The sequence below is a fragment of the Hymenobacter puniceus genome, from assembly GCF_014333525.1.
Taxonomy (GTDB): domain Bacteria; phylum Bacteroidota; class Bacteroidia; order Cytophagales; family Hymenobacteraceae; genus Hymenobacter.
On sequence record NZ_JACSCX010000007.1, the window covers coordinates 1 to 12,619 of the forward strand.

Annotated in this window: 14 protein-coding genes; 7 read left to right on the forward strand and 7 right to left on the reverse strand. The window is 58.9% G+C overall.

Annotated features, from left to right (window positions below):
- A partial coding sequence (locus H8B14_RS20910; RefSeq protein WP_222840638.1) for a hypothetical protein occupies positions 1-207 on the forward strand: 207 nt, incomplete at its 5' end.
- A 221-nt stretch (positions 208-428) separates the two neighbouring features.
- Here the strand turns inward: H8B14_RS20910 and H8B14_RS17135 are convergent.
- The 3 genes from H8B14_RS17135 to fdhD are packed head-to-tail and all read right to left on the reverse strand — an operon-like array spanning position 429 to position 4,337.
- Entirely contained in the window at positions 429-3,014 is a 2,586-nt protein-coding gene (locus tag H8B14_RS17135; RefSeq protein ID WP_187316893.1) for an FdhF/YdeP family oxidoreductase, read from the reverse strand.
- Positions 3,015-3,068: 54 nt separating this feature from the next.
- Positions 3,069-3,395 (reverse strand): DUF7009 family protein, encoded by a 327-nt coding sequence (locus H8B14_RS17140; RefSeq protein WP_187316894.1) that lies wholly within the window; start codon positions 3,393-3,395, stop codon positions 3,069-3,071.
- 57 nt (positions 3,396-3,452) lie between these two features.
- Positions 3,453-4,337, reverse strand: coding sequence for a formate dehydrogenase accessory sulfurtransferase FdhD (gene fdhD / locus H8B14_RS17145; protein WP_187316895.1), 885 nt, complete (start codon positions 4,335-4,337; stop codon positions 3,453-3,455).
- 358 nt (positions 4,338-4,695) lie between these two features.
- Between fdhD and moeB the strand changes: the two genes are divergently transcribed.
- The 3 genes from moeB to H8B14_RS17160 all read left to right on the forward strand — a co-directional run bounded on the left by moeB (position 4,696) and on the right by H8B14_RS17160 (position 7,219).
- Positions 4,696-5,805, forward strand: a complete 1,110-nt coding sequence (moeB, locus tag H8B14_RS17150; RefSeq protein WP_187316896.1) for a molybdopterin-synthase adenylyltransferase MoeB — start codon at positions 4,696-4,698, stop codon at positions 5,803-5,805.
- Positions 5,806-5,880: 75 nt separating this feature from the next.
- On the forward strand, positions 5,881-6,108 hold the full coding sequence (locus H8B14_RS17155) for a hypothetical protein (protein ID WP_187316897.1): 228 nt from the start codon (positions 5,881-5,883) through the stop codon (positions 6,106-6,108).
- Positions 6,056-7,219, forward strand: coding sequence for a putative sulfate/molybdate transporter (locus H8B14_RS17160; RefSeq protein WP_187316898.1), 1,164 nt, complete (start codon positions 6,056-6,058; stop codon positions 7,217-7,219). Before H8B14_RS17155 ends, H8B14_RS17160 begins: the two co-directional genes overlap by 53 nt.
- A gap of 131 nt (positions 7,220-7,350) precedes the next feature.
- Here the strand turns inward: H8B14_RS17160 and H8B14_RS17165 are convergent, their stop codons facing one another.
- The gene (locus H8B14_RS17165) at positions 7,351-7,629 is read right to left on the reverse strand and encodes a DUF1294 domain-containing protein (RefSeq protein WP_187316899.1); all 279 of its coding nucleotides are present in this window, start codon (positions 7,627-7,629) and stop codon (positions 7,351-7,353) included.
- A gap of 185 nt (positions 7,630-7,814) precedes the next feature.
- Between H8B14_RS17165 and H8B14_RS17170 the strand changes: the two genes are divergently transcribed.
- Positions 7,815-8,615 (forward strand): hypothetical protein, encoded by an 801-nt coding sequence (locus H8B14_RS17170; RefSeq protein WP_187316900.1) that lies wholly within the window; start codon positions 7,815-7,817, stop codon positions 8,613-8,615.
- Positions 8,616-8,662: 47 nt separating this feature from the next.
- Here H8B14_RS17170 and moaA read toward each other — a convergent pair whose 3' ends face one another.
- Positions 8,663-9,673, reverse strand: coding sequence for a GTP 3',8-cyclase MoaA (gene moaA / locus H8B14_RS17175; RefSeq protein WP_187316901.1), 1,011 nt, complete (start codon positions 9,671-9,673; stop codon positions 8,663-8,665).
- A gap of 181 nt (positions 9,674-9,854) precedes the next feature.
- On the opposite strand from moaA, the gene H8B14_RS17180 reads away from it, so the two are divergent.
- Both H8B14_RS17180 and H8B14_RS17185 read left to right on the forward strand, forming a co-directional pair.
- The gene (locus tag H8B14_RS17180; RefSeq protein WP_187316902.1) at positions 9,855-10,097 is read left to right on the forward strand and encodes a MoaD/ThiS family protein; all 243 of its coding nucleotides are present in this window, start codon (positions 9,855-9,857) and stop codon (positions 10,095-10,097) included.
- 211 nt (positions 10,098-10,308) lie between these two features.
- Positions 10,309-10,728 carry a molybdenum cofactor biosynthesis protein MoaE gene (locus H8B14_RS17185; RefSeq protein ID WP_187316903.1) on the forward strand — a complete coding sequence of 140 codons (420 nt, stop codon included), beginning with the start codon at positions 10,309-10,311 and terminating at the stop codon, positions 10,726-10,728.
- A 202-nt stretch (positions 10,729-10,930) separates the two neighbouring features.
- Here the strand turns inward: H8B14_RS17185 and H8B14_RS20915 are convergent, their stop codons facing one another.
- Together H8B14_RS20915 and moaC are read right to left on the reverse strand one after the other, a co-directional pair.
- Positions 10,931-12,109 (reverse strand): NTP transferase domain-containing protein, encoded by a 1,179-nt coding sequence (locus H8B14_RS20915; protein WP_222840639.1) that lies wholly within the window; start codon positions 12,107-12,109, stop codon positions 10,931-10,933.
- Complete coding sequence (moaC, locus tag H8B14_RS17195; RefSeq protein WP_187316904.1) at positions 12,099-12,587, reverse strand: cyclic pyranopterin monophosphate synthase MoaC; 489 nt, start codon at positions 12,585-12,587, stop codon at positions 12,099-12,101. Before moaC ends, H8B14_RS20915 begins: the two co-directional genes overlap by 11 nt.
- Positions 12,588-12,619 lie beyond the last annotated feature (32 nt).

Genomic DNA, 12,619 nt, shown 5'->3' on the forward strand with positions numbered 1-12,619 from the left:
CGGGCTGCAAAGGTAAGTGAACTTCCCCGGGATTTGCAACCGCAAAAAAACATTCTTTCAGCGCTGGCCGTAGGGCCTTTTCCCGTACCGCGTTTCGGATTGGGAGTGCAAAAGTACATACTCAGTTTTCCCTGTGCAAGCAGGTTGCAAAGAAAATACGTAGGACAATTAAGTGGCGCTTGGTACCGGATTTTAGCAGTGCGCTGAGGAGTAACTATTTGAGACCAAAGAAAAGTTCGCTCTGGCTCGAGAATTTCTGGTGGCGCCGGCGGATCAGTCATGTTTAAAATTAAAACACCTCTTTTTCCTACCTGATTGGCAGGGAAAAGAGGTGTTTGAACGGTTAGCCGTTTACGTTGACTGTTGCCTGGTAGAATGGGCCACCATATCCTTCGAAACCAGAGCTACTGACCTGCACCGAGGCTAGATCAGGCTGTGGTTTCTGCTGCCATACGCAGCTCTACGGGTGCCCCTACTGTTTTATGGGCCGGCACCACTGTTACGATGACGTACTTCGAGGTAGGCGTGTTGCTTACTTTGGCCACGCTTGAAATCGGTACCAGGGGGTTAGCCTCCGGGAAGTAGGCGGCCACATTGCCCTTCGGGATATCATAGGGTATGGCCAAGAACTTTTCCACTGTGCGCTGCTCGCCTTCAAAGTGGCTGGTGATGTCAATTAGATCTTGGGCCTTGAGGCCACGGTCGGTCATGTCCTGCTGGTTCATGAACAATACGCGCCGTTCGTTATGGATGCCCCGGTAACGGTCATGGTACTCGTATATAGTAGTGTTGAATTGGTCGTGGCTGCGTACGGTCATCAGCACCAGTTGGTCGGGTTGCAGGACATGCCGGGGCAGCTCCGTGGTGGTGAAATTGGCCTTGCCGTTTTTCGTGGTGAACTTCCGCTCACGGGGGCCGTTGGGCAGGTAGAACCCGCCGGGGCGACGCAGCTTTTCGTTGAAATTTTCGAATCCCGGAATCACGCGGCTGATATGGTCGCGGATGACGTCGTAGTTTTCCGTCATAGCCACCCAGTCGTTGATATTGGTTTTCTGGCCGAGCGTGGCAATGGCAACGCCACTGATAATGGCTACCTCGCTCATCATCTGCCCCGCTAACGGCACCAAGATTCCCTTATTCTGGCTAACAACCCCCATGGAGTTCTCGCAAGAGGTCATTTGCTGGCCTGAGCGTTGCATGTCGATGTCAGCGTGGGTGAAGCATGGCAGCAGCAAGCTGGTTTTGCCCGTGACTAGGTGGCCGCGGTTGAGCTTGGTGCCCACGAACACAGTCAAGTTTTGCTTGCGCATGCCGTCGGCAATCAGCTCGGTATCGGGGCCAGCGGCCAGCAGGTTGCCGCCGAGGCTGAAGTAGACCTTGATACGGCCATCAACCATGCCCTTGATGGTTTCCACTACGTCGAGGCCATCTTCGCGGGGGGCAGTGAAGGTGAATTCCTTTTCCAGGGCATCGATGAAGCCGGAGTGCACCCGCTCCCAGATGCCCATGGTCCGGTCGCCTTGCACGTTGGAGTGGCCACGGACGGGGCAGGTGCCGGCACCGGGCTTACCGATGGCACCTTTCATGAGCTGCAGATTCACGATTTCCTGGATGGTCTGCACGCCGTTGCGCTGCTGCGTGACGCCCATTGCCCAGCAGGTAATGATTTTCTGCTTGGTAGCTATAATGTTGGCGGCTTCCAGCAACTGGGCCCGCGAAACGCCGCTCTGCTCCTCGATGTCTTCCCAGGAAGTGTTGCGGATGTTCTGCTCGAAAGACTCGAAGCCCGTGGTGTGCTCGGCCACGAAGGCGCGGTCGACTACCTGACCTGGGTTGCGGTCTTCTGCCTCAAACAGGTGCTTCATGATGCCGCGCAGCAAAGCCATGTCGCCATTTACGCGCACCTGCAGATACAGGTCGGTGATTTGAGTACCGTCGCCCATGAGCGCGCCCAAGGCGCGCAGCGGGTTCATGAAATCCTGCGGATTCTTGAAAGCTACCAGTCCAGCTTCAATCAGCGGGTTGATGCTGATGATTTTGGCACCGTTGCGCTTGGCCTTTTGCAGCGCCGTGAGCATGCGCGGATGGTTGGTGCCCGGATTCTGGCCGATGATAAGAATGACCTCGGCTTCGTGGATGTCATTGAGCGTGACGGAGCCTTTGCCCAAGCCCAGTGTGGGGCTCAACGCCGAGCCGCTGCTCTCGTGGCACATGTTGGAGCAGTCGGGCAGGTTGTTGGTGCCAAACTGGCGCACAAACAACTGGAACAGGAAAGCCGGCTCGTTGGGCACTTTGCCTGAAGTGTAGAACGCAGCCTCATCAGGCGACTTCAGGGCATTAAGCTCATCGGCAATTATCTGGAACGCGGCAGGCCACTCGATGGGCGAGTAATGATTGTCGCCGGGGCGCTTCACCATTGGGTGCGTGAGGCGGCCGGCGTTGTTCTGGTCGCGGTCAGTCATGCGTGAGAGTTGAGCCAAACTGTGCTTAGCAAAAAACTCGGGACCGGCAGCTTTATCGTCGGCGTCGGAGGCAGTGGCTTTGGCGCCGTTTTCGCAGAACTCAGCCACGGAACGGTGCTCGTCGGGGTCGGGCCAGGCGCAGCTGGAGCAGTCGAAGCCATCCTTTTGGTTCATCCCCAGCAATGCCTTGGAGCCCCGGCCTACGCCGCCTTCGCTCCAACTGAACTGCATGGACTTAATAACGGCCGTAACGCCGGCAGCGACCTTGGCACGCTCTTCCAGCCGCAGGCCAGTTAGTGCCTCGGGGGGCTGTGCCAGAACAGGAAACAGGTACTTGGCGTTGGCCGTTTCGGGGGCGGGAATATGCTGCTGAGGCATGTCGGCGCTGGCTTCGTGGCTGGCTTTGGTGGGCTTGTCGGCGTTGGGAATCTCATAGTCGGCTACGGGCGCCTCGCCCTGGTCGGGCCGCTCACCGCTTTTAGGGGAGTTGCTGGCGGCCTGCTCGTGCTGTTTGCCAGCTTTGCTGGGGTCCGTGACGGGGGAATCTTCCATGAGTAGAAAAAATAGCGGTGGAAAGAGGAGTACGTGAAGAAAGGAACCGACAGCTTAGTGTTTACAGCCAAGGTCTTTTTCTACCAAAATATACAACACTTGGTTGTCAGTGACATTCAATGAGCCGCGCAAACTCACTTGGCTGGTAGAAGTCCAGGCATCAGCCAGATCAGCGGGCAGCAGCACCCGAATATGGCCGGCCTGGTGTTGCAGGGTGAGGGCCGAAGCATCGGCAGTGCGCTCCAAGCTGTAGCGCAATTGCTCACTGGCCAGCAACCCCAACGGCACTACGGTTTCGAGACGGCCATGCTGCGCAAAATCCACTATTTCGGGTGGGTCGAGGCGCAGGCGCAGGGTGTTGTCTTCGAGGCGGAGTTTCATGTAGTATCTGGTGATGGGAAGCAGGTATAATGGAGGAACGGCAATAACAGGAAGGAGTTATCCTGCCTCGTCACTAACTCCCACAATCCGCCATTCGTGGCAATAGATGTTGTAACGGCTCTGGCGCACAAAGCCACAAAGGGTCATGCCGAAATTGCGGGCTGCAGATACAGCCAGGGAACTGGGCGCTCCTACGGCAGCAAGTACCGGTATGCCAGCAACAGCCGCTTTTTGCACCAACTCGAACGAGGCCCGGCCGCTCACCAGCAGAATGGCGTTGTGCAGCGGCAGTAGCTCCTGAAACAGCGCCGCACCAATTACTTTATCGAGGGCGTTGTGGCGGCCGACATCCTCGCGCAGCAGCAGCAGGTCGCCTTCAGGCGAGAACAGGGCGGCCGCATGCAAGCCGCCGGTTTGCTCGAACAGCTCCTGCGCTGCACGTTGCCGCTCCGGCAACTGGTGAATAACAGCGGCGGCAACGTGGGGACCGTGCGCCGGCAGTACCGGACAGGCAGCGGCGTGTACTGCTTCGATGCTGGTTTTGCCGCATACTCCGCAACTGCTGCTGGTGTAAAAGTGACGCTCCAGCCGAGGAAGGTCGGGCAGAGCAGTAGGGGTTAGCTCAGCACGCACCACATTTTCGCGTTCTTCTTCCTTTTCCACATCAGGGCAATAGAGAATTCCCTGCAACTCCTGGCGGCTCCGAATAATGCCTTCGGTGAACAGGAAGCCCGCCGCCAGCTCGAAGTCGTGGCCGGGGGTGCGCATGGTGATGCTTAGGGTCCGGTGTTCCCGCTGTTCTGCAGGCCCGTAGCCCACCCGTATTTCCAGTGGCTCCTCAGCCGCCAGCACATCGGAGGCCTCTACGGCGGCGGTACCTTGCACGCGGTGCACGGTCACGTACTCGTAGCTGGTAGGCGGAAGGAAAACAGGAGTTGACACAGGCAGAGGAAAGGAGAAACCAGGTATCGGGTAGTGTAGGCAGGGCGCAGAAATGTGCTGACTACTTAACCTTATCGGTGGAAAGTAAGTTTGAGCTTGGTGAGGCCAGACGGTGTTTGCTACCCGCAAAACCGGAATTTTTAGTTTCTGCCCTTGCAGACTTCTTTATTGCCTTGCTGAAGATAAAAGGCCCGTTGCAGCCCGCGCAAGGCGAAACGATGTCCTCCCAGCTTAGCTGGTACTGTAGCAGTTAGCTACTATACGGCAAAATGCAGTGCTTGCTGTGTTTTGTTTGTAATTGACTTGCCTGACAGCCGTTGCTGTTTCTTGGCGCTGCATTTCTCTTTCTACCCTGTGCATGCTTACCTCCGAAGAACGCCAGATTTACCGTCGACACCTGCAGCTACCCGAAATTGGAGAAGCAGGCCAGCAGAAGCTGAAGGCCGCCCGTGTGCTGGTGGTGGGAGCCGGTGGCCTAGGCTGCCCCATTCTGCAGTACCTGGCCGCCGCCGGCGTAGGCACACTGGGCATCGTGGACGCCGACAAAGTGGACCGCAGCAACTTGCAGCGGCAGATTCTGTATGGCCCCGCCGACCTGGGCCAGCCCAAAGCCGCCACCGCCGCACAGGCCATCCACCGTCTCAACCCTCTGGTGAACACTGAGGTGTTTGGCTGCCGCCTGACCCTGGGCAACGTGCGCGAACTGGTTGGCAAGTTTGACGTGGTAATTGACGGCTCAGACAACTTTCCAACCCGCTACCTGCTCAACGATGCCTGCGTGAGCTTTGGCAAGCCCTTGGTTTCGGGGGCCATCTATAAGTTTGAGGGGCAGGTTTCGGTGTTCAACTACCAAGGTGGCCCCACCTACCGCTGTCTGTTTCCGCAGCCACCCTCCGCCGCCGAAGCCCCCAACTGCGACGCTACCGGCGTGCTGGGCGTGTTGCCTGGCTTGGTGGGCATGGCGCAGGCTACCGAGGCGCTAAAGGTGCTGCTACAGCTGGGGGAGGTGCTTAGTGGCCGGCTATGGCTGTTCGATGCCCTCACGTTCCAGACCCGCGCCCTCAAATTTGCGCGCCGCGCTGAGCAGGCCCTCATCAACCTCGATACCGCCAATACTGCTGACTATGCTGATTTATGCGGTCCGGGCATCACCAGCATTTCGGTAGCAGAGCTGCACGAGCAGTTGGCCTCGGCGCACCCGCCGTTTCTTCTGGATGTGCGCGAGCCTCACGAATATGCCGCCGGCCACCTGCCTGGTGCCACACTGATGCCCCTAAGCAGCCTGGAGCGCGGCGTGGCCACGTTGCCCAAGCATTATCCGGTGGTGGTGTACTGCCGCAGCGGTGCCCGCAGCACCCAGGCCGTAGAGCGCCTACAAAATAATTTTGGCCTTACCAACCTGCTAAATCTGGAAGGCGGTATACTGGCCTGGGAGGATGCAGAAATGAGCAAGGAAATAATGAAGTGAAATGTAAATAACGTCACGCAGAGCCAAGCCGGAGGCGAAATTGCAGCATCTCTACCTCTGCCTAATTGAAGGGCAATGCAACGAAGCGGTGAAGATGCTTTGGTCCCTGGCTTGATGCGCCACACGCTCAGCATGACGTTCCAACGCAATGGCCAAGGCCACACCAAACTGCGCCAGCTAACCACCGCCCGCAACGACAAGATGTGTACCCGCTTCTTTGCATTGCCTTATTCTCTCTCATCCGTTACTTATGCCGCTTACCGCTCCCGCCGCTGTCCGCCCACGCCTTCGTTTCGACCGTAACGAGCTGGCCGGGGCGTTGGCAGGATTGGGTACCGATTTGCCATTGCTTATCGGTGTTATAGCTGCTTCGGGCATCAACAGCGCAGGCGTACTCATTATGTTTGGGCTGATGCAGATTTTCTCGGGCGTATGGTATGGCATGCCGATGCCCGTGCAGCCGCTGAAGGCCTTTGCGGCCCTAGTTATTGCTCAGAAGATTCCGGGACGCGTGATATCCGGGGGTGGGCTGGCTATTGGCGTGAGTATGCTGGTGCTGTCGGTTTCAGGGCTGATTGATGCGGTGGCGCGGCTGGTGCCCAAGCCTGTTATCCGAGGTATTCAGTTTGGGCTGGCGCTGCAGTTGGCCACGCTGGCGCTCAAGGAATATGTGCCCGCCGCCGGCCTGCCGGGCTACGCGCTGGCCACGGCCGCATTTGTGCTGACGGTGTTGCTGCTGGGCAACCGGCGCTGGCCAGCCGCGCTGGTAGTACTGGCTCTGGGGGTGGCATATGGCCTGCTGTTTCAACTGGACTATGCTACCGCCACCCGCGCTATCGGGCTGCAGCTGCCCTCTTGGCACGTACCGCAGGCGGCGGATGTGCTGACAGGCGCAGTGCTGCTGGCACTGCCCCAGATTCCGCTGTCGTTGGGCAACTCGGTGCTGGCAACCCGGCAGGTGGTGGAAGACTATTTTCCGGAGCGCCGCCTCACGGTGCGGCAAATCAGCTTCACCTACGGCCTCATGAACCTCTTGAACCCATTTCTGGGCGGCTTTCCGGTCTGCCACGGCTCGGGCGGTATGGTGGGGCATTACACGTTTGGCGGGCGCACAGGCGGCTCGGTGGTGCTCTACGGCACGCTGTTCGTGGTGCTGGGTTTGTTCTTCAGCCAAGGTTTTCAGCAACTGGTCCAGATTTTCCCGCTGCCCATTCTGGGCGTGCTGCTGCTGTTTGAGGCCCTGACACTGGCCACCCTGCTGCGCGACATCAGCGACTCGCGGGCTGCGCTGCTGCTAGCAGTGCTGGTAGGCTTGCTGTGCAGTGGGCTGCCGTATGGATACTTGGTAGGTTTGGTAGTAGGCACAGCGTTGCACTATGCCATGCAGCGCGGCTGGGTGGGGCTGGGCAAGTAGCGGCAGACGGCACCACATGGCAGGCTGCTTTATACTTTGACAGAAAGTCAATCGGTTTACGGTCGTATAACCGCTATGCCCATTGCTTACCGTAGGTATAGCCCGATTGTCGGCATGCCGCCTTGGACCGGTTAGAATGAAGCCTGCAAATGGGGCCACATGAAATAGAACACTGCCCCCTGCAGTAGCGTCAGCGCCAAGGTGATGCCCCAAAAAGCAGATTTGCGGTTTTTGTGGTGTAGCAGCAGAATTGCTGCCCACGCGCCAGGTGCCGCGCCCGGCAGCGTGGCGAAGTGCAGTGTTTTTTCGGGAATGCGCCGCTGGTTGTTCTGGGCTTTCTGTTTATCGAGGGCAAAAAGCAGAAAGCACAGCAGGTTGAACAATAGCAGGCAGATTAGGAATACGGTCATTGTGCGGGAGGCGGGCTACCGGAGGTGTGGCAGACGAAAAGTGTAGCAGCGGAGCCGCGAGTTATGCAGTCAGGTTCAGCCCCAGTATTAGCAACAGTTTCGTCGTGGGTCAAGGATACGAGAGTTGTGTATAACAAGCAGAGGGTTTTCTACCTTCGTGAGTAGATGAGATTATACACTTTACTATGCTTCAGAAGCTACTAACCGGATCTACATGCGTATTCATTTGGGCGTTGCTGTTAGGGGCACAACCTGCTCTGGCGCAAAAGCCACTGCTGTACTTACACTTGGCTAAACCGGGTGGCCCGCTGCTGGTCAGCATTGTAAAGGACTCTGCCTCGGTACTGGACCCTTTGCGTCAGAAGTTACAAGCTAACGGCTATCAAGTAGTCACAAATCCGGACACCCTGCGGAAATCACTAGGGCACTCTCCGAACCGGCCTTTTCTCTATGCAGATGTAGTATGCTTTCAAATTGCGGGGTCCAATCCGACGGTGATATTTGCCGTTCGTGATACCCTGAATAAGCCGTGGTTTACTGCCAGCGAAGTCGTACGCATGTTTGTAAGCCCGCAAAAGGCGTACGGCAGCGCGGCTGAATACTTAGCGAAAAAACTACCCATTGCTTTTACCCCTCGGTTCGGCCACGCGGCAGCCACCAATCAGGGGCCACAGTTCATGTCGTACGACAACTTTCAGTTTATCAACTACCTGGAGCCCGCCTTACTGATGTCTCCGCTTCGGCAGCAGCTGAAAAAAGGAGACACCGTAAAACTCACGATACATGTTGATGAGTTGGGTGTAGCTACACTACAAAATGCCGAAAGTCAGGTACCGCTCGACGCAGCTATCCGGCGGGCGCTAGATCAAGCCGTGCAGGACACGCCGCCTTGGGGCCCGGCTCTGATAAACGGGCGCCGGACCGCCTCCGACTTTCAACTAACTGTTGGACGTGGCAATAAGCTTAAACCGGTGCAGGAACCGTAATAGCCTTGCTGTGCTGATGAAGCCACATGCTAGGCCCCGCAAACAACCTACCCCCCAATCGTGCTCATCGACTCGAAGCTGAGCTGGTGCAACGGGCGCTGGCTCTCGGCCTCAAAGCCATTGGCGGCGCGGTTGCGGAACGCCGATTTTAGGGCCTCGACAATCTGCTCATCAGAGGAGCCGCCGCGCAGCAACGCCCGGATATCGAGCACGCCTTGGTCGTAGAGGCAGGTTTTGAGGCCACCCTCGGCGGTGAGGCGGATGCGGTTGCAGGTGCCGCAGAAGGTGCGCGAATAGGCGGCAATGATGCCCAAACGGCCCTGATGACCAGCTACAGTGTAGTGCGAGGCCGTATCGCCGGAGCGGGTGGCCACAGGCGTCAGCTCGCCCAGGTTCAGTGCCAGGTGCTCCCGGATGCGGTGATGATTCCAGGGCAGTGAGGCCGCATCGTGGCTGCCGCCGTTGAAGGGCATTTCCTCGATAAAGCGCACATCTACGGGCAGGTCGCGGGTCAACTCGGCCAGCGGCAGCAAGTCTTGCGTGTTCTGCCCGTCCATCACCACGGCATTGATTTTCACCCGAATACCGGCCGCCAGCAGTGCGTAGAACGTGTCGAGTACACGGGGCAGCTCGTCGCGGCGGGTGATACTGGCGAACCGGGCGCGGTCCAAGGTGTCAAGGCTCAGGTTCACGGCTTTCACACCTATGCGGGCCAGCTCGGGCACGTGGGGCGCGGTGAGCACGCCGTTGGTGGTCATGGTCAACTCCTCGATGCCCGGAATCTGGCTGAGACGATCCATAAACGGCACTAAGTCGCGGCGTACGAAAGGCTCCCCGCCGGTCAGACGCACTTTGCGTACGCCCAGCCCGGCCATGACAGCCACCAGCCGCTCCATTTCCTCGTAGGTCAGCAATTCCTGCTTAGGCAGATATTTGATGCCTTCTTCGGGCATGCAGTAGAAGCAGCGCAGGTTGCACCGGTCCGTGACGGCCAGCCGCAGGTATTCCAGCGGGCGGCCATGGTTATCAAACAGAACGGAAGGTACGGGAGCAGACATACTCGGCAAGGAAAAACAACGCTGCGCACGGCAGCAGCAAAACAAACAACGTAAACTAGTCTTTTCCGTTCGGGAAAAGGCCGCCCGGCACTGGCCTAACTGGCTTTTCTTTGCCCGGTGCAAACTTTACCACCCGCATCGGACCCAGCCACGGGCTTCATATAGCACTACTAGATAACCAATGAACCTGAAAATTGCTTTGTTTGGCATTGCCCGCGAAATAGTAGGACACTCTACGCTGGAAGTAACGGCTCCGGAGGGTCAGTCGGCCCAGGGCCTGCTTCATGATCTGCACGCCCGCTACCCCGAGCTGGCCCGCCTCACCAGTCTCGCCGTAGCCGTCAACAACGAGTACGCCGCCGATGATACGCCGCTCCAGGAACGCGACGAAATAGCCCTGATTCCGCCGGTAAGCGGCGGGTAAAATCAGAACGTCATTCCGAACTTGCGAAGAATGACGCGTGCTGACGCTGTGAGAGTATTTTAACGAAGCGGAAGAGTTGCTTCGGCAAGCTGCCGCCAGATGAAGCATGATTGTTCCTTCCTAACAACGTCAGCACGCAAGATTCCTCGCTCCGTTCGGAATGACGTTCTGTTTTACTTTTCACCACTCTCTTCATCACTTACCCCTTCCCTTGATTCACATCGACCTCACCGACCAACCCATTGACGTAACGGCTGCTTTGCGTAGCGTGGAGTCCGATGGAGCCGGGGCTATCAACACGTTCATCGGCACGGTCCGCAACAAGAGCACCGGCCGCCCCGTGGTGCGCCTCGAATACGAAGCCTACGACAGCATGGCCCTGCACCAGCTCCGCAAAGTAGCCGAGCAAGCCGCCGAGCAGTGGCCAATGGTGGAAAACATAACCGTAATCCACCGCAAAGGCACTCTCCACATCGGCGACGTGGCCGTGGTGGTAGCCGTATCCACGCCGCACCGCGCCGAGAGCTTCGCCGCCTGCCAGTACATCATCGACACCCTGAAACAGGTGGTCACCATCTGGAAAAAGGAGTTCTATGAGGACGGCGACGTGTGGGTAGCGGCGCACCCGTAACGATTACTGAAATCATTGGCTTTCAGGTAAAAGCTAGAACGTCATGCTGAGCTTGCCGAAGTATCTCTACCGCAGTGCTATTCTATTTGATTAGCACTGTGGTAGAGATACTTCGGCAAGCTCAGCATGACGTTCTGTTTTGCGCTTCAACTTCAGCACGCGGGCTTCCTCGCAGGCTCGGAATGACGTTCTTTCTTCCGCGTTACTCCAGTTCCTGCCGCACCTGCTCGGCTTCCTCGGGCGTGTTCACGTTGCGCAGCTCCTGGGGGGCGGGGGCGGGCAGCACGGCTACGTCGGAGTTGATGAGGGTTTTGCGGGGGCAGCTGTAGCCTAGGCTCAGGAAGCGCAGCAGCTGCGGGTAGCTGGCCGGCTCCCAGATGGTGATCAGCGGCTCGGGCCACTCGTTCTCGGGGCTTTGGAAAGCCGTGGCGAGGCGGGCCGGCTGGCGGTGCTGCACGAGGTGGGCCAGAGTGGTTTCAGAGAGGAACGGCAGGTCACAGGCCACCACCAGCCAGGCGGCGTTGGGGTCGAGACGCATCGCCGAAAGGATACCACTGAGCGGGCCGAGGTCGGCAAACGTATCGGGCAGGGGGCGCAGGCCGGCGTATTCCAGCTCCACTATCTGGTCGGGGCGGCAGGAAACGTGTACGTCCTGGCAGAAAGGTGCCAGCAGCTCGGCGGCGTAGGCGCGCTGCTCCTGGCCGTGGTAGGTGAGCTTGCCCTTATCCTGCCCCATGCGCTGGCTGCGGCCGCCAGCCAGCACGAGGCCCCGCAACGGCGGCGCAGCAGCTTGCCACTCCTCTTGAATCAGCTGGGTAATGGCGGCGGTATCATGCAAAGGCAGGATGGGCACGTTGGCCTCGGCCAGATGGGCGCGCAGGTAGGCGGGCACCTCCGTCACACCTTCAGGCAAAAGCAGGGCGCGCACGTCGGTAAGGCGGTCCAGCTTCTTCTCCACGGGCTTGGCGGGGTCGAGAATGACGAGTTGCCGGGCGGCGCGGAAGTGGTTGCCGTTCACGAGCACCAGGTTTTGGTGCAGCAGCAGCTCGGGCTGGCTGAACCGGTCGAGGGGCCGCTTCACATCGAGCCTGGTGAAGGTGATTTTGTCGGTCAGCTCGGCCGCAGCGCCGGCCTGCAGGATGGCATCCTGACCGCCGCTGCCACCCTGGGCCGCATCGTCGCCAGCGGCGTGGTCGGCATCTACGTAGGCCACGCGCAGGGTATCGGACAGCAGCGGCACCAGCCGGGCCGCCAGCTCCTTGATGCGGCCACAGGGCGCACCCAGAATAGCCAGCTCGTGCCGGCCAAACTCGCCCATAATGGGGCGGGTCAGGTGGGCGTGCTTGGTGCGGGGTTTCTCGGAGGGGGCGTTATCCGGCATGATGAAAGTCCTGTTTGCCGCCGGTTTTGCTGACGAGGCGGGTTTCCTGAATGAGAATGTCGTGCGAGAGGGCCTTGCACATGTCGTAGATAGTGAGGGCCGCCACCGAAGCACCGGTCAGGGCCTCCATTTCCACCCCGGTTTTGCCGGTTACGGTGGCCGTGCACTCAATCAGCACGGCGTCAGGGCCGTCCACTTCAATGGTTACCTGGCAGTTATCCAGGCCCAGCGGGTGGCACAGCGGAATCAGCTCGGAGGTGCGCTTGGCCCCCATGATGCCGGCTAGAATAGCCGTCTGGAACACGGGTCCTTTGCGGGTCGGCAGGTCGCCTTCCTTCACCAGCGCCATGATTTCGGGGCCGAGGACCACCCGGCTGCGGGCCCGCGCTACACGACGGGTGGGTTGTTTGGCGCCCACGTCCACCATGGCGGGCTGGCCGGCGTCGTTGAGGTGGGTGAGTTTAGCGGAGTCAGACATACGGGGCACAAGCTTCAGCTTGTGAGTGAGGA